At 62.4% G+C, this 18,190-nt stretch carries 15 protein-coding genes and 1 pseudogene; 9 read left to right on the top strand and 7 right to left on the bottom strand.

Annotated features, from left to right (window positions below):
- Nucleotides 1-20 precede the first annotated feature (20 nt).
- Together QWL29_RS14065 and QWL29_RS14060 are read left to right on the top strand one after the other, a co-directional pair.
- Nucleotides 21-617 carry a biliverdin-producing heme oxygenase gene (locus tag QWL29_RS14065; RefSeq protein WP_305823507.1) on the top strand — a complete coding sequence of 199 codons (597 nt, stop codon included), beginning with the start codon at nt 21-23 and terminating at the stop codon, nt 615-617.
- Nucleotides 618-756: 139 nt separating this feature from the next.
- Nucleotides 757-1,257 carry a DUF1579 domain-containing protein gene (locus QWL29_RS14060; protein WP_305823506.1) on the top strand — a complete coding sequence of 167 codons (501 nt, stop codon included), beginning with the start codon at nt 757-759 and terminating at the stop codon, nt 1,255-1,257.
- Nucleotides 1,258-1,329: 72 nt separating this feature from the next.
- Here the strand turns inward: QWL29_RS14060 and QWL29_RS14055 are convergent, their stop codons facing one another.
- From QWL29_RS14055 to QWL29_RS14030, 6 genes are all read right to left on the bottom strand, one after another.
- A complete protein-coding gene (locus QWL29_RS14055) occupies nt 1,330-2,112 on the bottom strand; it encodes a hypothetical protein (RefSeq protein ID WP_305823505.1) in 783 nt (260 codons plus the stop codon).
- 8 nt (nt 2,113-2,120) lie between these two features.
- A complete protein-coding gene (locus tag QWL29_RS14050) occupies nt 2,121-2,321 on the bottom strand; it encodes a hypothetical protein (RefSeq protein WP_305823504.1) in 201 nt (66 codons plus the stop codon).
- A gap of 105 nt (nt 2,322-2,426) precedes the next feature.
- Nucleotides 2,427-4,664: a RelA/SpoT family protein gene (locus QWL29_RS14045; RefSeq protein WP_305823503.1), complete on the bottom strand. Its 2,238-nt coding sequence runs from the start codon at nt 4,662-4,664 to the stop codon at nt 2,427-2,429.
- A 122-nt stretch (nt 4,665-4,786) separates the two neighbouring features.
- A complete protein-coding gene (gene rpoZ, locus QWL29_RS14040; protein WP_123069763.1) occupies nt 4,787-4,990 on the bottom strand; it encodes a DNA-directed RNA polymerase subunit omega in 204 nt (67 codons plus the stop codon).
- A 52-nt stretch (nt 4,991-5,042) separates the two neighbouring features.
- Nucleotides 5,043-5,687: a guanylate kinase gene (gene gmk, locus QWL29_RS14035; protein ID WP_305823502.1), complete on the bottom strand. Its 645-nt coding sequence runs from the start codon at nt 5,685-5,687 to the stop codon at nt 5,043-5,045.
- Between the two features lie 182 nt (nt 5,688-5,869).
- Nucleotides 5,870-6,757, bottom strand: coding sequence for a YicC/YloC family endoribonuclease (locus QWL29_RS14030; RefSeq protein ID WP_305823501.1), 888 nt, complete (start codon nt 6,755-6,757; stop codon nt 5,870-5,872).
- A gap of 158 nt (nt 6,758-6,915) precedes the next feature.
- Between QWL29_RS14030 and QWL29_RS14025 the strand changes: the two genes are divergently transcribed.
- The 5 genes from QWL29_RS14025 (at nt 6,916) to hemW (ending at nt 11,858) form a co-directional block, all read left to right on the top strand.
- Entirely contained in the window at nt 6,916-7,941 is a 1,026-nt protein-coding gene (locus QWL29_RS14025) for a serine/threonine protein kinase (RefSeq protein WP_305823500.1), read from the top strand.
- Nucleotides 7,942-7,950: 9 nt separating this feature from the next.
- Nucleotides 7,951-8,874, top strand: coding sequence for a PP2C family protein-serine/threonine phosphatase (locus QWL29_RS14020; RefSeq protein WP_305823499.1), 924 nt, complete (start codon nt 7,951-7,953; stop codon nt 8,872-8,874).
- Nucleotides 8,875-8,886: 12 nt separating this feature from the next.
- Complete coding sequence (gene rph, locus QWL29_RS14015; RefSeq protein WP_305823498.1) at nt 8,887-9,615, top strand: ribonuclease PH; 729 nt, start codon at nt 8,887-8,889, stop codon at nt 9,613-9,615.
- Nucleotides 9,616-10,035: 420 nt separating this feature from the next.
- Nucleotides 10,036-10,620: an RdgB/HAM1 family non-canonical purine NTP pyrophosphatase gene (gene rdgB / locus QWL29_RS14010; protein ID WP_305823497.1), complete on the top strand. Its 585-nt coding sequence runs from the start codon at nt 10,036-10,038 to the stop codon at nt 10,618-10,620.
- Complete coding sequence (gene hemW, locus QWL29_RS14005; RefSeq protein ID WP_305823496.1) at nt 10,617-11,858, top strand: radical SAM family heme chaperone HemW; 1,242 nt, start codon at nt 10,617-10,619, stop codon at nt 11,856-11,858. The genes rdgB and hemW overlap by 4 nt, the downstream gene beginning before the upstream one ends.
- 94 nt (nt 11,859-11,952) lie before the next feature.
- Here hemW and QWL29_RS14000 read toward each other — a convergent pair whose 3' ends face one another.
- Entirely contained in the window at nt 11,953-12,867 is a 915-nt protein-coding gene (locus QWL29_RS14000; RefSeq protein WP_305823495.1) for a M28 family peptidase, read from the bottom strand.
- Between the two features lie 391 nt (nt 12,868-13,258).
- On the opposite strand from QWL29_RS14000, the gene QWL29_RS13995 reads away from it, so the two are divergent.
- Nucleotides 13,259-16,525 carry a type VI secretion system Vgr family protein gene (locus QWL29_RS13995; RefSeq protein WP_305823494.1) on the top strand — a complete coding sequence of 1,089 codons (3,267 nt, stop codon included), beginning with the start codon at nt 13,259-13,261 and terminating at the stop codon, nt 16,523-16,525.
- 26 nt (nt 16,526-16,551) lie between these two features.
- A pseudogene (locus QWL29_RS13990) lies at nt 16,552-18,190 on the top strand (phospholipase D-like domain-containing protein); the annotation flags it as partial.

Here is an 18,190-nt window from a genome sequence, read left to right as displayed (position 1 = left end):
GCGGCTGGTAAGATGGGGGCATGAACCGACCTCACGACCCCGCACGCGAGTCCGACGTCCTGGCCGCGCTGCGCCAGGGCACGAACGACCGCCACGAACGTCTCGACAGCGGCCTGCCCCTGTCGAAGCCCGACGCCACCCTGGCAGACTATGCCTGTCACCTGCAACTGCTGCGCGCCTGGCTGGCGCCGATGGAAACCTGGCTGGCCGGGTTCGACGATGGTCCGCAAGGCGCCAGCGGCTTGCCGGCGGCGCCACACCTGTCCTTGATCGAAGCCGACCTGGCCGAGCCTGCGCTGGCCGGCTTCGGCTCGCCCGATTTTGCGCCGGCGCCGGCCTGGCCGCAAGAGGCCAGCGCCGCCTGGCGCTGGGGCGTGGCCTATGTGGTCGAAGGTTCGCAGTTGGGCGGCGCGGTGCTGTATAAACGCCTGGCCGAGCAACTCGCGCCGCACCCGCTGCGCTACCTGCGCGGTTCGGGCGAAGCAGGCCCCGGCCCACGCTGGCGCGCCTTCATGGGCGCGCTGCGCGCCGAAGTGCGCAGCGAGGAAGAGATCGCCGAAGCCCAGGCCGGCGCCTGCGACGCTTTCGACCGCATCCTGGCGCTGGCCAGGGTCTGATACCGGCCAAGTGTAGGGTGGACGGCGCCAGCGCCGTGGCTATTCCAGCACCCGGGTATAGCCGACTACCCTACGCGCATTGCCAAAGCCGTGGGTACGGGGCACACTCTGCATCCAACCCACCATTACGAGGTACCGTATGCCGCTGCCGCTGGACCAGGATGCTCCGACAGATTTCGATTTCATTATCGGCGACTGGGACGTCGCGCACCGCCGTCTGAATTCCCGCCTCAGCGGTTGCACCGAATGGACGGAATTCACCGGCCATTCATCGACCAGGAAAACGCTGGGCGGCTTCGGCAACCTGGAAGACAATATCCTCGACTTCCCGGACGGACGGGTGCGCGCCCTGGCTTTGCGTTCCTACTGCGCCGAGGCGGGCACCTGGTCGATCTGGTGGCTCGACGGCCGCAACCCTACCTCGCTCGATGTGCCGGTGGTGGGCAGGTTCGCCGATGACGTCGGCCTGTTCTTCGCCGACGATGTATTCGAGGGGCAGCCGATCAAGGTGCGCTTCACCTGGACGGCGCGGCCAGGCACATCGCCCACCTGGGAACAGGCATTCTCGAACGATGGCGGCGCGACCTGGGAAACCAACTGGACGATGCGCTTCGTTCCTGGCCAAAGCGCGGATTCCTGACTGCGGCGGCCGACCATACTGTAACGGCGATTTCTTCAGCAGTGCAAGGCCAACTCTTGAACGCAACGCATCTCAGACAGTCTCGTCAGGAAGCAAGTCGTCTTGTGGGAGTGCCGCCGTTAACTTCACATACTGAACGTTGAGCGTCACGGCTTCGCTGTAGCGCAAGACAAAATAATCGCCATCGATCGGATAAAAGCGTTCCTTGTCGGCGCCTTCAACCTGTGTCGAGGCTTTGTCCCTGGCCAGAGGACGGCGCGATACGTTCTGGAGAATCAGGCGATCAAGCTGCCCATCTGAATCAAAATAGAAATCATCGAGCACGCCCACGTAGAGCACGGCTTCCTTTGCCACTTCGACGATGGCGGAAATGAAAACCAGGTCAGGCTGTTCTTCTTCGGGAAAATCGACACCGCTCAGCAGGTAATACCAGGGCGCATCATGGAAACGGAATATGCCGCTCCAGCGCGAGTCGGCCCGATCCAGCCTGTAGGTCGAGATCGCCCTGCGCGCGAAAATGGGCAGAATGGCAGAAGCAGCAAACAGTGAGACGAAATAGAAAGCAATCCAGGTGAATTGTTCACCAACGGCTTGTGCGGCTTTTGTCTGGCTGGCAGGAACCGACGACAACAGGTGCATGAGCACGCTCGGTTCGAAGGCCCGGGAAAAACAGGAATATGACAGGCCCATCCATGCAAGATGGGCGAAGACGGCCCACAGCACGGCAGTGGCAACGACCTGGCCGAACGGCGAAAAATCGACGGAACTACGCTCGGCCCGTTTCAGGCCGTTTCGAAGAAGAAAACCCGGGAGAAGTACAAGAAACAGGATGAGCGTCGGGAAGGCGACGTTCATGCTTGTACCTAAGCTGCTTTAGCGGCTTTCGGAACAATGGTCGCTTCCACGCGGACGACGCCATCTTTGCCGCGCACGACGAATGCGCCGGAAGAAGGCGACCTGCGTTGACCACTCACTTCGCGATTGACCAGGAAGCGGCGCAATTGCTCGCTCGCCGCAGGGTCAGCAAGAAGCTCGGAAGCAAGTTTGCTTTTGAGTGCTTTCATAATCCTACTATGCCATAAATGCGGTGGTGCGTGGAGCACATGCGACGCGCGTTGTGAGCACGCAAACCGGCCTGCATTGCGGGCTCCGCGCAGCAGGCCAGCCCATCAGCCCCGCTCGCGCTCGACCCGGTTCACCCCCGCCACCCGCCGCAAATTGCGGATCAGGTGCGCCAGGTGCACGCGGTCCTTCACCTGGATGGTGAAGCGCAGCTGCGTCATCATGTTTTCGTCGTCCTCGTCCATGCCGACATAGGTGATGTTGCCGTCCGACTCGCCGATCTCGGCCGCCACGCGCGCCAGGATGCCCTTCTCGTTGTTGATCAACAAACGGATGCGGCAGTCGAAGCGGCGGTTCAGTTCCTCGCCCCATTGCACGGCGATCCAGCGGTCCGGTTCCTTGGCGCGCAGGCGCTTGGCCGGCAGGCAGTCGGCGGTGTGCACCACCAGGCCCTGGTCGCGGCGCAGCTGGCCGACGATGCCGTCGCCCGGGATCGGCAGGCAGCACGGCGCCAGCTGAACCGACACGCCTTCGCTGCCGTAGATGGTCACCGGGTCGATGTCGCCCGAGAGCGGCTGGTTCGATGGCGTAACGTCGTCGCCGCCGTCCATCAGGCCGAAGATGTGGCGCGCCACCAGCGCCGGCATGCGCTTGCCGATGCCGATGTCGGCGTACAGCTCGTCCATCGTGTTGGCCGAGGATTCGGCCAGCACGCGCTCGATGGTCGAGGCCGGCAATTCGCCGGTGACGCCGCGCGCGGCCAGCGCCTGGGCCAGCAGGTCCTGGCCGAGCTCCACCGATTCGTTGACGTTGATGGTGCGCAGGTGGTGGCGGATCGCCGAGCGCGCCTTGCCGGTGCGCACGTAACTGAGCCAGGTTGGGCTCGGGCGCGAATCCGGGTCGGTGACGATTTCCACGATGTCGCCGTTGTGCAGCTCGGTGCGCAGCGGCTGGGCTTCGTTGTTGATCTTCACCGCCACGCAATGGTCGCCGATGCCGGTGTGGATGGAGTAGGCGAAGTCGAGCGCCGTGGCGCCGCGCGGCAGGGCGATGATTTTTGATTTCGGCGTGAACACGTACACCGAATCCGGGAACAGATCGACCTTCACGTGTTCGAGGAACTCGGCCGAGTCGCCGGTCTGCTGCTGGATGTCGAGCAGCGACTGCAGCCAGGCATGGGTGCGCTGCTGCAGGTCCGACATGTTCTGGTCGCCGGTTTTATACAGCCAGTGCGCCGCCACGCCGCTTTCCGCGGTGCGGTGCATGTCCTGGGTGCGGATCTGGAATTCGACCGGGGTGCCGTAGGGGCCGATCAGGGTGGTATGCAGCGACTGGTAGCCGTTGATCTTGCGGATCGCGATGTAGTCCTTGAACTTGCCGGGCATCGGCTTGTACAGGCCGTGCAGGGTGCCGAGCGCCACGTAACAGTTCGGGATGTTGTCGACCACGACGCGGAAACCATACACGTCGAGCACCTGCGAGAACGACAGGTGCTTGTTGCGCATTTTCTTGTAGATGCCGAACAGGGTCTTTTCGCGGCCATACACTTCAGCCTGGATGCCGGCCATCGACAGGGTCTGCTTCACCGACTCCAGGATCTTCTTGACCACTTCGCGCCGGTTGCCGCGCGCCGACTTCACCGCCTTGGTGAGGGTGCGGTAGCGCAGCGGATACAGGTGCGAAAAGGCCAGGTCCTGCAGCTCGCGGTAGATGTTGTTCAGGCCGAGGCGGTGCGCGATCGGCACGTACACTTCCATCGTCTCGCCGGCGATGCGGCGCTTTTTCGCCGGGACCATCACGCCGAGGGTGCGCATGTTGTGCAGGCGGTCGGCCAGTTTGATGAGGATGACGCGCACGTCCGACGCCATGGCCAGCAGCATCTTGCGGAAGTTTTCCGCCTGCGCTTCCACCAAACTCTGGAACTCGATCTTTTCCAGCTTCGACAAACCGTCGACCAGGTTCGCCACCGGCGCGCCGAAGCGTTCGATCAGCTCTTCCTTCTTGACGTCCTGGTCTTCGATCACGTCGTGCAGCAGGGCCGCCATGATGGCTTGCGCATCGAGCTTCCACTCGGCGCAGATCTCGGCCACCGCGATCGGGTGCGAGATATACGGTTCGCCGGACTTGCGTACCTGGCCGAGGTGCATCTCGTCGGAGAAGCGGTAGGCTTCGCGAACTTTCTTGAGTTCGGCCGGGGTGAGGTAGTCGGACAGCTTCTCGATCAGCTGGGTGACCGAGGCTACGCCGGGGGCAGGCGCCTCGGCAGTGTCTTGCGGCTTGCCCTGGCGCTTGGTGCGGGCAGGAGGATTGCCAGAATGGGTCGTATCTGGGGGAAACAGGTTCATACGTTATGTCGATCAGCCGCAGTGTAGGGACAGAATAACAGAATTACGGACTGCCGAATGCGACGAACCCGCGGTTGGGGCCGCGGGTTCGTCGGGTGTGACTGACAGTACAGTACCGGAAATTACATCGGTACTTTTTTCAGCATTTCGATGCCAACTTTACCGGCGGCGATTTCGCGCAGGGCAACGACGGTCGGCTTGTCCTTGGCTTCGACTTTCGGGGTGTGGCCCTGGAGCAGCTGGCGCGCGCGGTAGGTCGCCGACAGGGTCAGCTGAAAGCGGTTCGGAATGTTTTTCAGGCAATCTTCGATGGTGATACGGGCCATGGTGGTAACTCCAGAATAGATGGAAGCAGCGGCGCGGGCGACGCTGGAAAAATTACGGTTGTTGCAATGCGTGGATACCCAGTTGGGCAAACAGCGAGGCGTTGCGGGCAGCTTGCTGGGCGAAGCGGCAACGTGTCGCCTGGACAATCGCCTGTAGCTGGGCCAAGGCGACATTGAACTCTTCGTTGATGATAGCATATTCGAACTCGGGAGCGTGAGCGATCTCGCCCCCGGCGGCCAGCAAACGGCGCGTGATGATGTGCGGTTCGTCGGTGCCGCGCTTGTGCAGGCGCTCTTCCAGCGCCGCGATCGACGGCGGCAGGATGAAGATGCCGGCCGCGTCCGGGAACTGCTTGCGCACCTGGCGCGCGCCCTGCCAGTCGATTTCCAGCAGGATGTCGGTGCCGGTCTTCATTTTCTCTTCCACGCTCAGGCGGCTGGTGCCGTAGAAGTTACCGTGCACTTCAGCCCATTCCAGGAATTCGCCGCGGTCGGCGCGCCGCTCGAAATCCTCGGCGGTGGTGAAGTGGTAATGCACGCCGTCTTCCTCGCCCGGACGCGGGGGACGCGTGGTGGTCGAGATCGACAGCTGGATGCCCGGTTCCTGCTTGAGCAGCGCGTTGACCAGGGTCGATTTGCCGGCGCCGGATGGGGCGGCGACGACGAACAGGCTGCCGGAGAAGGCGGTGGTGAGCATGGTGTGTTCCTTTATTTCTTGAATGCGTAGTGCACAGCATATATCGGCTGCACGATTATTCATATGTACAAATCCGCGTGGGCACAGGGCGCCCACCCTACCGTATCAAGCGTAGGGTGGGCGCCCCGTGCCCACGCGTCCAACCGGCCGATGCAAAACCGCACCGCCATCTCAAATTGTATTTACTCCAGGTTCTGCACCTGCTCACGCATCTGCTCGATCAGCAGCTTCAGCTCCATCGACGCATCCGCCAGCTCCTTCACCGAGGCCTTGGCCCCCAGCGTATTCGCCTCGCGGTTCAGTTCCTGCATCATGAAGTCGAGGCGCTTGCCGACCTGGCCGCCCTTTTTCAGGATATGGCGGGTCTCGTTCAGGTGCGCCGACAGCCGCGACAGTTCTTCCGACACGTCGATGCGGATGCCGTACAGCGTCACTTCCTGGCGAATCCGCTCGAAGACTTCCTGGCGGCTCAGCACCGACGGGTTGCCATGACCGGCCAGCCCCAGCGCGTCCTGCATGCGCTCGACGGCCTTTTGCTGGAACTGCGAAATCACCTGCGGGATCAGCGGCGTGATGCGCTTGACGATGGCTTCCATCGCCTCGATGCGCGACACCAGCATCGCTTCCAGCGCCGCGCCTTCGCGCCTGCGGCTGTCGACGAAAGCGGCGATGGTGCGGGCGGTGAGGGCGGCGACGTCGGCCTGGAGCGACTCCTGGCCCACGTGCGCTTCCTCGACCACGCCCGGCCAGCGCAGCAGCTCGGCCACCGTCATCGGCTGGGCCTGGGAAAAGTAACGGCTGACTTCGCTTTGCAGGCGCGCCAGGTCGGCCAGCAGTTCCTGGTTCAGGGCCTGGGTGCCGCCGGCAGCCTTGCGGCCAAAGGACAGGCGGGCCTCGACCTTGCCGCGCGTGATGGCGGCCATGATCGCGGCGCGCAGGTCCGGTTCAAGCGCACGCAGCTCGTCGTTGATGCGGAACTGAAGATCGAGGAAGCGCGAATTGACGCTCTTGATTTCGATCGTGAGGGTGCCGGCAGCGCCTTCGCTGGTGGCGACCGCATAGCCAGTCATGCTTGAAATGCTCAATGGAGTCCCCGGTTTTCAGGGCGCCGGACTGAGGGTAACGGCACGCGTGATGCGCACGTATTTACCTTGCCCGACGCTCATTATTCTTTACAAGACCGACATTTATCCACACAATCGCCGTGTTATGCAAGGAACTCTTCAGTATGGCCGCACAAAATAACGCACCCTTGCCAGATGGGCTGGAGATTGCCGGATATCGCATTGTAAAGAAAATCGCGTCTGGCGGGTTCAGTATTGTCTATCTTGCACATGATGCCGAAGGCAGTGCGGTCGCCATCAAGGAGTACCTGCCGAGCGCGCTCGCGCTGCGCCAGCCGGGCGAGCTGGCGCCGACCATCCCGAAGCCGAACGCGCCGCTGTTTCGCATCGGCCTGAAATGCTTTTTCGAAGAGGGGCGGGCGCTGGCGCGCATCGTGCATCCGAACGTGGTGCGCATCCTGAACTTCTTCCGCGCCAACGAGACCGTGTACATGGTGATGGCCTACGAATCCGGCCACTCGCTGCAGGAACACATCGCACGCGTGGTCGGCAAGGGCAGCCGCCTGAAGGAGACCTTCATCCGCAAGGTCTTCAAGGGCGTCTGCCAGGGGCTGCGCGAAGTGCACGCCAACAAACTGCTGCACCTCGACCTGAAGCCGGCCAACATCTACCTGCGCAGCGACTGCTCGCCGATCCTGCTCGACTTCGGCGCCGCGCGCCAGGCGATCAACAAGGACCTGATGGCGCTGGCGCCGATGTACACGCCGGGCTTCGCCCCGCCCGAACTGTACGTGAAGGGTTCGGCGCTGGGGCCGTGGTCGGACATCTACAGCATCGGCGCCGCGCTGTTTTCCTGCATGAGCGGCGGGCCGCCCCAGGCCGCCGACGCGCGCCGCCAGGAAGACAAGATGGGGCCGCGCTTCGACTACCTGGCCACCATCTATTCCCCTGAACTGGCCGGCGTGGTGCGCGCCTGCCTGTCGCTCGACCCGATGGCGCGCCCGCGCAGCGTGTTCGAAGTGCAGAAGGTGCTGCAGACGGCGCCGGCCCTGCCGCTGGCGGACGAGGCCGCGCCCGCATCTGCTGCGGCTTCCGCGCCCGATTCTGCGGCCGGCAGCGCGGGCGGCTTGCGCGGCCTGTTCGGCCGCCTCGGCGCCTTCGGCCGCGAAAAAAACGGCAGCAACGATTAAGGAACCCCGATGCAGTTTTCCGTCTACCAGCAAAGCCACATCGGCGCCCGCCGCGTCAACCAGGACCGCATGGGCTACTGCTTCACGCGCGACGCGCTGCTGCTGGTGCTGGCCGACGGCATGGGCGGCCACCTGCACGGCGAGATCGCCGCGACCATCGCGATGCAGACCCTGTCGATGATGTTCCAGATGCAGGCGCGCCCCACCATCAAGAAGCCCGAGCGCTTCCTGGAGGAGGCGATCACCCAGGCCCACCGCGACATCCACGCCTACGCCGCGCGCCACAACCTGGCCGACACGCCGCGCACCACGCTGGTGGCCTGCCTGGTGCAGCACAACTGCGCGCTGTGGGTCCACTGCGGCGACTCGCGCCTGTACTGGGTGCGCGGCAACCAGGTGCTGGCCTGCACGCGCGACCACTCGCACCTCGAATACCTGATCGACAAGGGCAAGGCCAGCCCGGCGGACCGCGCCGGCCACCCCGACCGCAACAAGCTCTATAACTGCCTGGGCGCCCAGACCCCGCCGCGCGTCGACATCGCGCAGCAGGTCGGCCTGCAGACCGGCGACGTGCTGCTGCTGTGCTCGGACGGCCTCTGGTCCTCGGTGCCGGATGCGGAGATCGTCGGCAAGCTGGCCACCCGCAGCGTGGTGCAGGCGGTGCCGGAACTGGTGGCCAGCGCCGTGGCGCGCGGCGGCCCGCGCTGCGACAACACGACGGCCCTGGCGATCGCCTGGCAAGGCATGGAGAATGCCGACGCCCACCTGCCGAACGTGGTTTCGACCCAGATGCTGCCCGAGGACCAGGTCAGCAGCACCATCGGCAGCGTCGACGCCGCGCCGGACCTCGACCCCTTCGACGAAGACGCCATTGAAAAGGCGATCGCCGAGATCAACCAGGCCATCGAGAAGTCGTCCCAATTACTCAAATAAGCCAGGGTCGCCATGACATTCATCCGCCCCAGCGGCCGCGCCGTCGACCAGCTGCGCGCCATCCGCATCACCCGCCAGTACACGAAGCACGCCGAAGGCTCGGTGCTGATCGAATGCGGCGACACCAAGGTGATCTGCACCGCCAGCATCGAGGACAAGGTGCCGGGCTTCCTGAAAGGGAAGGGCCAGGGCTGGCTGACCGCCGAATACGGCATGCTGCCGCGCTCGACCCACTCGCGCATGGACCGCGAAGCCGCGCGCGGCAAGCAGTCCGGCCGCACCCAGGAAATCCAGCGCCTGATCGGTCGCTCGCTGCGCGCCGCGTTTGATCTGGAAGCGTTTGGGGAGCGCACCCTGCACCTGGACTGCGATGTGATCCAGGCCGACGGCGGCACGCGCACCGCCTCGATCACCGGCGCCATGGTGGCGGCCTACGACGCGTTTTCCGGGCTGATGGAACGCGGCCTGCTGGATGCGGTGCCGGTGAAGCATTTCGTGGCCGCGATCTCGGTGGGCGTTGTTCAAGGCACGCCGGTGCTCGACCTCGATTATGTGGAGGATTCGGGCTGCGATACCGACATGAATGTGGTCATGAATGAAGCCGGGCATTTCATCGAGGTGCAGGGGACGGCGGAAGGGGCGGCGTTCGACCGGGCCGGGATGAACCGCCTGCTGGACCTCGCGCAGGCGGGGATTGCGGATTTGATCGGGCTGCAAAAGCAGTCGCTGGGTATCTTCTAGCCCGCGGCCTTGATCGTACGGTGGGCACTCCGTGCCCACGCGGTTACGTGCTTGTCCGGGCACCTCTTGCGTGGATGCTTCGCTCCGCGGCACCAACCATGGACGACACGTCAACAATACGCTTTTGGATGCCTTGCCGATATGCCGCGTTCTGTGGCCTGAATCCTCGCTACCACCGCGCATCATTCCGCGTGGGCACGGGGTGCCCACCCTACGCCCCTCGCATCGGCACGTTGCCATCATCAACGCACCAATCGGCACGTTGCCATCATCGGCGCACCAATCGGCACGTTGCCATCATCAACGCACCAATCGGCACGTGCCATCATCGGCGCACCAATCGGCACGTGGCGATCGGCGGCGCAGCGTATCCACAAGCGGTAAAATACCGCCTTCGCTCCATCCCGCCCGCATACCACCATGACCCAACGCCTCATCCTCGCCTCGAACAACGCCGGCAAACTGAAGGAATTCCAGCAAATCCTCGGCCCGATCGGTTTCACCCTGCACCCGCAAGGCGAATTCAACGTGCCCGAGGCGGAGGAGCCGTTCGCCACCTTTGTCGAAAACGCCCTGGCCAAGGCCCGCCATGCCGCGCGCCTGACCGGCCTGCCGGCCCTGGCCGACGATTCCGGCGTCTGCGTCAACGCCCTCGGCGGCGCCCCCGGCGTGTACTCGGCGCGCTTTGCCGGCGAACCAAAATCCGACGCCCGCAACAACGAGAAGGTCGTGGCCGAGCTGGCCGATAAAGCCGACAAGTCGGCCTATTACTACTGCGTGCTGGTCTACGTGCGCCACGCCGACGACCCGCAGCCGATCATCGCCGACGGCCGCTGGGACGGCGAGATCATCGCCACCCCACGCGGCGAGAACGGCTTTGGCTACGACCCGTACTTCCTGATCCCGGCGCTGGGCAAGACCACGGCCGAACTCACGCCCGCCGAGAAAAACGCGCAATCGCACCGCGGCCAGGCCCTGCGCGCACTGGTAGAGAAACTCAAATGATTCCGATCAAAGTCGCCGGCGTGAATGTCGGCGAAGCACGTTCGCCGGCGCAGGCCGCCCTGCAATACCTGCAGCCCGGCTCCCTGAACCTGACCGCCTTGCCGCCACTGTCGCTGTACATCCACTTCCCCTGGTGCGTGCGTAAGTGCCCGTATTGCGACTTCAATTCGCACGAGGCCAAGGGCGAATTGCCGGAAAAGGAATACCTGGACGCGCTGCGCCTCGACCTGGAACAATCGCTGCCCCTGATCTGGGGCCGCCGCATCCACACCGTCTTCATCGGCGGCGGCACGCCGAGCCTGATGTCGGCCGCGGGCCTGGACCGTTTGATGTCGGACCTGCGCACGCTGCTGCCGCTGGAACTCGACGCCGAGATCACGATGGAAGCGAATCCGGGTACTTTTGAAGTCGAGAAATTCCGTCAGTACCGCGAGAGCGGCATCAACCGTTTATCCATCGGCATCCAGAGCTTCAACGGCGAGCACCTGAAATCCCTCGGGCGCATCCACGACGAGCGCGAAGCGCTGCGCGCGGTGGAAATTGCGCACAGCACCTTCGACAACTTCAACCTCGACCTGATGTACGCGCTGCCCTCGCAGACATTGGCGCAGGCGCGCCACGACCTGCAGACCGCGCTGTCGTTCGCGCCGCCGCACCTGTCGCTGTACCACCTGACCATGGAGCCGAACACGGTCTTCGCCAAGTACCCGCCGAGTTTGCCCGACGACGACGCCAGCGCCGACATGCAGGACATGATCGCCGCGACCATGCCGGCCGCCGGCTACGAGCACTATGAAGTGTCGGCCTATGCCCAGCCCGGCCGGCGCGCGCGCCACAACCTGAACTACTGGCACTTCGGCGACTACCTCGGCATCGGCGCCGGCGCCCACTCCAAGCTCTCGTTCCCGCACCGCATCCTGCGCCAGGCGCGCTTCAAGCAGCCCGGTTCCTTCATGGAAGCTGCAAAGCGCGGCAACCCGGTGCAGGAAGAACACGAAATCGCGCGCGCCGACATGGGCTTCGAGTTCATGCTGAATACCCTGCGCCTGACCGAAGGCTTCGACCCGAACCTCTTCGGCGAACGCACCGGCATGAGCATCACCGCGATCTCGAAAGCCCTGGACGCCGCCGAAGCGAAAGGCTTGCTCACGCGCGACTTCAAGCTCATCAAACCAACCCACCTGGGCCAGCGCTTCCTCAACGATCTGCAAGAAATGTTCCTCGGCGAGGACAAATAGACCTGAACGGTCGATTGGCGGTAGGGTGGGCTCTTGAGCCCACGCGGTACACCGGCTGCATATCTTACGGCTAGCAAAGACCAGTCCGTCTTTGCTAACCTTGAGTCGCCCCCGCCAACGCCCCAATCGTCTTCGCCAACCCTTCCACCACGCGCGCCATGCTGTCGTAATCCAGCTTGTCCGGCGTATCCTGCGCCGTGTGGTAATACGGATAGCGCATGAAGGCCGTATCGGTAATCATCAGCGCCGGATACCCATGCCGGTTATAGGATGAATGATCCGACAGCGTCACGCCCATCGTATGCGCCGGCGCTGCCAGCCCCTGTGCCGGAAAGTCCGACGCTTCCTGGAACGCCGCCAATGCCTGCCGCACCAGCGCCGACGATTCGATCGTGCCGACAAAGACAATGAAATTCCCGGTATCCGGATATTGCCCGTCCAGTCCCGGCGGCAGCTGCTGGCTGCCCGGCGCATCCGAATAGTAGCCCATCGTTTCCAGTACCAGCGCGGCCTCGACCGCCAGGCCCTGCCGCTTCAGCTCGGCCGCATGCTGCATGCTGCCCATTTCGTCGCCCAGGAAGAAGGGCGGTTCCTCGTTCACGAAGAACACGAAGCGCACTTCGGTGCCGCTGGCCGGCTGCACCGCCTTGAGCAGACGCGCCAGTTCCAGCACGGCGGCCGTGCCGCTGCCATTGTCGTTGGCGCCGGGCGCGCCTTGCGCCGAATCGTAATGCGCGCCGACGATGAAGATGCGTTCCGGCCGCTTTCCCTTCGCCACGTTCGCCACCGCCACCTCGACGTTGCGCACCTTCTGCCCGCCGGCCTCGTATTCCTGGCGCGCCGGCGTGTAGCCGGCCTTCTCCAGCGTGGTTTCGATGTAGATGGCGGCGCGCTCGAGCTGCGCAGGCCGACGCGTGTTGTGTTCCTCGGAAGCGACGGCAGCTACGTGCTGGCGCATGCGCTCGGCCAGGCTGGAGCCGGCGGCCGCGTTTTCCGGGGTAAGCGTCATGACCGCCACCAGGATGAGCAGGAGGAGCGCAACGATGACTTTCCAATGTGATTGAAAAAAGTTTCGCATGGCAGTGTGTGGCGCCTTGAAGGGCGCCCTCAATGGCATCTACTGGTAGACCTGTCCAGTGTAGCCAAGTTCAACCCAGCACCATCGCACGGGTTGAATGAAGGCCTGCTGCAATCCTCGCGTAGTGGCTGATTCGCCCTCGATTTCGCGATCTGCTTGATGCATCTCAACCGTTCAAAAGAGACCCAAATCTCGCGTTTTCACTGCGCTATCTTGGCTGACGTTTTCCATTACACAAGGTATAGGAAGAAACAGCAGTGGTATCGATGCTCGCTTCTTTTTTGTGACGTATTGAAAAACTCGATCAGGAGCCTATTCGTTCATGAGCCCAGACCTGGTGAAACAAATCACGTCCGAACTAGTGCAGTTTTCAAGTACAACGAGGCTATATGCGTTAAGGATCGGAGATGGCCGACTACGCCCTGGCCTGAGCGAGCTTCTGGTCGAAGCCTTTTACGCCGACGACGCCGTGCAGGAGATCGGCATGCGCGACGTCATCGTCTTGTCCACCAGTGCTCACGTTGCTCTTGAATCCCTGCTCGGGGAGCAGGCGACGCTGGAAATAAGCCTGGCCGATGGTACGCGCAGCGGTTTCGCAGGCGAGATCAATGAAGTCGCCATGCTGGGTAGCGACGGAGGATTTGCCCGCTATCGGATACGGATCGCTCCATGGCCCTGGCGCCTTGGCCAGGTGCGTAACAGCCGCGTATGGCAGGACAAGACCGTCATCCAGATTGTCGACTCGGTTTTCGCTCCCTATCGCCCAATGGCCCGATGGCGCTGGAGCAGCGACACCGGACAATTCATGGGTCGCGCCATGGCACGCAGCTATTGTTGCCAATACCGCGAATCCGATCTCGATTTCGTGCGCAGGATACTTGCCGGAGAGGGACTGTGCTGGCGCTTCGAGCAGACCGAAAACGGACCTGGCATGGTCCTGTTTGCAGAAAGCGACCGGTTGAGCGCCGTCCCGGAAGACCCCAGCAGTGCTGGCGGCGCCGGCGTACGCTACCACGGCGCCGGACCTGTCGAGACCCAGGACACGGTACAGGCGCTCATCGAAGAGCGCCGACTGCACATTTCGCTGCTGACTGTACTGAATTCGAACTACAAGTCCAAGCTGGTTGTCGCCGCAAGTGCACCTACGCATTTCGAACGCTTGCGCAGACTGCTGCCGATCGAGTCGTTCGACGTTCCCGGCCAGTACGCATACGCGAATCACGCCCAGGCCACCCGCTATGCGGACCTGCAGATGCAAGGGCATGAAGCGCGCGTCCAGCGCTGGTACGGGCGTTCGACGGTACGCACCCTGCGCGCGGGTACGCGACTGGCCGTCACGGGGATGCCTCGCCGCTCATCCCGGGAAGCGCCAACATTCACGGTACTGCGCGTGCTGAGTATCGGCGTGAACAATCTGCCGCCTTCGGCCCGGAATGCGCTCGCCGAACTGTTCGGCCCGATTCCTGAATTGCTGCAGGAGTCCTTGCCTGGCCAGCATCCTGCCGACCTGGCGCTGGCCGTTGCGCAAGCAACCGAATCGGGCTACGCCAACTGTTTCGATGCAATACCAACCCGGTTTCCGTGGCGTCCGCAACTGCCCGGAAGCGATGGCCGCAGCAACGCGAAGCCGACTGCGCATGGTTCGCAAAGCGCGATTGTTGTCGGCCCGGATGGCCAGGACAGGCCGAATGGAGCGGAGGAACTGTTTTGCGACCGCCTGGGCCGTGTGCGTATCCGCTTTCATTGGCAAAAAAACGGCGCCACGGGTTGCTGGGTGCGGGTGGCGCAGCGTTCCGCCGGCGGCGGCATGGGCAGCCAGTTCCTGCCGCGCATCGGACAAGAAGTCATGGTGCAATTCCTCGAGAACGACATCGACCGGCCGATCATTGTCGGGGCCTTGTATAACGGCCAGGGCCAAGGCGGGATCCTGCCGACGCCAGGCGGACGGCGCGACCGCGACAGCGATACCTCGGTCTTCAAGCACGCGCACGACCACATGCCCTCGGCGCAAGGCAATCTTGCCGGTGGCAACAGCCCGGTCTGGCATGGCGCATCCGCCGACAGTGCAGGACACAACAATGGGGCGGCGCAGTGGGGCATCCGCAGCAAGGAATTCGGCGGCGCGGGCTACAACCAGCTGCTGTTCGACGATACCGATGCGCAGGGGCGGATCCAGCTGAAATGCACCCATGCCGCCAGCGAACTGAATCTCGGCCATCTCATCCACGCGTCCGACAACTACCGTGGCAGTTTCCGTGGCCTTGGCGCGGAGCTGCGCACCGACGCGTATGGCGCCGTGCGTGCTGGCCGCGGATTGCTGATCTCGAGCTACGGGGTTGCGCATAACGCAGCGCGGCGCGATGCCGCCGGCGAGAACGCGGCGGGAATTGCGATGCTGAAGACGGTCACCCAGCTGGCGCAATCATTGAACGCGGCTGCCTTGACACACCAGACGGTGGGCCTGGCTGCGCACCTCGGCGCGAGCAAGGCCAACGCCAGCGTCCTGGACGACAACGCAGCTCCGCTTGCGGCTATGTTGCATGCCTTGTCAGGCGCGGTTGACCAAGGCAGCCTGGCTGGCGCGGAGAGTGACGCAACTGCCCGTCATCGTGCAGCGGGCGATAACAAATTGCCGCATCTGGTCGATCCGCTGATCGCAATCGCAGCGAAGGATGGCTTTGGCGCCGTTGCCGGGCAAAGCCTGCAGCTCGCAAACGGCGAAACCGTCAACCTCGTTAGCGGTCAGGATACGCAATTCGTCTCAGGTGGGCAGATGCGCGTGCACACCGGCCAGGCCATCGGTGTCCTCGGTGGAGCAATCAAGCCAGGGGGCAGCGGTATCGGACTGCAGATGATTGCGGCGAAAGATGCCATCGACATCCAGGCGCAGAGCGATGAGCTGAAGATACAGGCACGCGACGACATCAACGTCATTAGCGCGAATGCGCACATCGACTGGGCTGCAGCGAAGCGCATCAGTTTGTCCACGGCGGGGGGCGCCAACATCACCATCGAAGGCGGAAATATCACGGTGCAGTGTCCTGGAAAGATCACGGTCCATGCGGGGAAGAAAAGCTTTATCGAACCGGCGAACCTGAATTATCCGCTGCCGAAGCTGCCGAGATCGGAACTGGAAAAGCGTCCTCTGCAATTCAAGATGCGCCTGGCCGATACGCCTGGTCCCAACGGGCATGCGCTGGCGAACACACCCTGGAAGATTGCGTACGGCGAGATGCCCGATGGCCTTGGTCTGATCGACGACAAGAAGCTGGTTGCACAAGGGCTGACGGATGAAAAAGGAAATGTCGTGTTGAGCAGCGCGGAAGAGGAAGCGCTCGCTGCAGCTTATGCAATGCATCCAGACCGTACCTGGCTCGTCTACCCCGGTCACGTCGTGCGTGTCGATGTACGCACCGAGTCGCCTGACTGGGATGCGAAAGAAAAGCTGCTGCACGCATTAGACGCCGCGGACTTCAGTCCCGACCTGCATGTGTCTGTCTTCGGCGATGGGGCCATGCCGCAAACGCGTTATGCCAAGGAAGCACTTGCGGTCTCCTCAAGCGGCATCTTCCCCAAAGTCAAAACCTGAGATTCATTGCTCCCCGCGGATTTTCCATGACCAACAAACACATTGCTCAATTGGTGTCCAAAGACGGTAAAGCCATCGCTGCCGCCACATCCGCACCGGGCATTTTCATTCACGACGGCGTACCGGTCGAAAAGCATCCTGACATCGCATGGGGAAGCGTATTTTCTGAGCCTTCCAGTGGCAACAAGGTGGATTTCTATGTCACCGGGGAAGAATATTTTGCTGCCGTTGCTGCTGCCATCGACGGCGCCAAGAAGTCGATCTATATCGCAGGATGGCAGGTGAATTTCGATGTCGAGCTGGTGGGCGGAAAGACCTTGTTTCAGTATCTGGAAAAGGCGATCGACCAGCGGCCACTCCTGCGTATCTACGTGATGCCTTGGCTGTCGCCCAAGGTGGGTGTCGATACAGGCGACTTCGAAACCATGCTGGCAGTCTTTCAGCTGAATGCTGGATTGAACTCTGCAGCGCGCGCGTTCGCATTGCCGGCGATTGCGCAGAGCGATATGGCAGGTGCATTAGGGATTGGCTTTTCGCACCATCAAAAACTTGTGGTGATTGACGAGGAGCGCGCTTTTGTCGGTGGAATCGATCTGGCCTATGGACGGCGCGACGATGGACGATTTTCTCTGGCCCCGAACGGGCGGAAAGGAAACGAGCTCTATAACACTTGCATCCCACCGGTCCATACCCTTTCGAAGGTCGATCAGGTCGGTTATCTGACACGCGCTGAGCTGTTTTGTGCCTGCTTCGATGGAAAGCTTGCCGGTGCTGCGGCATGGGGAAGCTCTGCACCCGCAAAGCCAATCGCAATAGTACAGGACGTGATGACGTCGGTTGGCAATTCTGTGAAGGATGTTCTTGCAGTCGTCAGCAACTGGTGGACGACCGGCGATTTGATGCCTGAATTTATTCGAAAAATGCAGGATGTCCCCGTTGACGCCGCTCAGGGCGTATCACGTTGGGCTTATCAACGGATGGATCGAGAGCTAAAAAGCAAGCTAGAAGGGCTGCGCGAAACTGGTGGCGCCTATGCCGCAAATACTGCAGCAGTACTGCTGGCGTGGTTAAACAATGCAAGTCTCGAGCAAGTTCCAGCAGAGCTACGGTCTAGTAGCGTCGAACTGATCAAGACATTCATGCTTGCAACCTTGAGTCAGCTGAGTCAAACCGCGAATACACGCAAACAGCGCTACGCCAATCTACAAAAGGTCAGGAAGATTGTCCCGGCCAGTGGTAAGACAATCTCTCTTGCTCAACCGCGGATGCCATGGCACGACGTCCATTCATCCATTACTGGTCCGGCAGCTAGCGATCTGTGCAGAAATTTCGTTCAGCGTTGGAATGGCATAGCAGTTACCTACGAAAAGTCGTATGCCCGTATTGCGACACCAAAAGAAGCAAAAGAACTCTTCGAGACGTTTGGATTGAAACCGCTAACTCAGTTGCGAATACCGCGTGTCTCTCCGCCCTCTAAGAAAACGGAACAATCTAAGACAGGCAAGAGCTGGGTACAGGTCCTGCGTAGCGCGTCGTCAACAATGCAACAGGATGAAGCAAGTGCGGAACGAGTAAGCATAGCCCGCAAAACTGGCGTACTTGCGCAGAATAACTGTATGAAAGGGCAGTCTCTAAAACCAAGTGCAACACTCTTTCCTGTAGAGT

The organism is Massilia brevitalea, from assembly GCF_030711405.1.
Classification (GTDB): Bacteria; Pseudomonadota; Gammaproteobacteria; order Burkholderiales; family Burkholderiaceae_D; genus Telluria; species Telluria brevitalea.
This window is presented reverse-complemented; position numbering and strand designations above follow the sequence as displayed.

What these genes read in the sequence shown, in the direction of transcription:
- gmk (WP_305823502.1), bottom strand. Translation starts at nt 5,687, where the DNA reads ATGCTCACCACCGCCTTCTCCGGCAGCCTGTTCGTCGTCGCCGCCCCA.
- QWL29_RS14060 (WP_305823506.1), top strand. Translation starts at nt 757, where the DNA reads ATGCCGCTGCCGCTGGACCAGGATGCTCCGACAGATTTCGATTTCATT.
- QWL29_RS14030 (WP_305823501.1), bottom strand. Translation starts at nt 6,757, where the DNA reads ATGACTGGCTATGCGGTCGCCACCAGCGAAGGCGCTGCCGGCACCCTC.
- QWL29_RS14045 (WP_305823503.1), bottom strand. Translation starts at nt 4,664, where the DNA reads ATGAACCTGTTTCCCCCAGATACGACCCATTCTGGCAATCCTCCTGCC.
- QWL29_RS14065 (WP_305823507.1), top strand. Translation starts at nt 21, where the DNA reads ATGAACCGACCTCACGACCCCGCACGCGAGTCCGACGTCCTGGCCGCG.
- QWL29_RS14000 (WP_305823495.1), bottom strand. Translation starts at nt 12,867, where the DNA reads ATGACGCTTACCCCGGAAAACGCGGCCGCCGGCTCCAGCCTGGCCGAG.
- rpoZ (WP_123069763.1), bottom strand. Translation starts at nt 4,990, where the DNA reads ATGGCCCGTATCACCATCGAAGATTGCCTGAAAAACATTCCGAACCGC.
- rph (WP_305823498.1), top strand. Translation starts at nt 8,887, where the DNA reads ATGACATTCATCCGCCCCAGCGGCCGCGCCGTCGACCAGCTGCGCGCC.
- QWL29_RS14020 (WP_305823499.1), top strand. Translation starts at nt 7,951, where the DNA reads ATGCAGTTTTCCGTCTACCAGCAAAGCCACATCGGCGCCCGCCGCGTC.
- QWL29_RS14050 (WP_305823504.1), bottom strand. Translation starts at nt 2,321, where the DNA reads ATGAAAGCACTCAAAAGCAAACTTGCTTCCGAGCTTCTTGCTGACCCT.
- QWL29_RS14025 (WP_305823500.1), top strand. Translation starts at nt 6,916, where the DNA reads ATGGCCGCACAAAATAACGCACCCTTGCCAGATGGGCTGGAGATTGCC.
- rdgB (WP_305823497.1), top strand. Translation starts at nt 10,036, where the DNA reads ATGACCCAACGCCTCATCCTCGCCTCGAACAACGCCGGCAAACTGAAG.
- hemW (WP_305823496.1), top strand. Translation starts at nt 10,617, where the DNA reads ATGATTCCGATCAAAGTCGCCGGCGTGAATGTCGGCGAAGCACGTTCG.
- QWL29_RS14055 (WP_305823505.1), bottom strand. Translation starts at nt 2,112, where the DNA reads ATGAACGTCGCCTTCCCGACGCTCATCCTGTTTCTTGTACTTCTCCCG.
- QWL29_RS13995 (WP_305823494.1), top strand. Translation starts at nt 13,259, where the DNA reads ATGAGCCCAGACCTGGTGAAACAAATCACGTCCGAACTAGTGCAGTTT.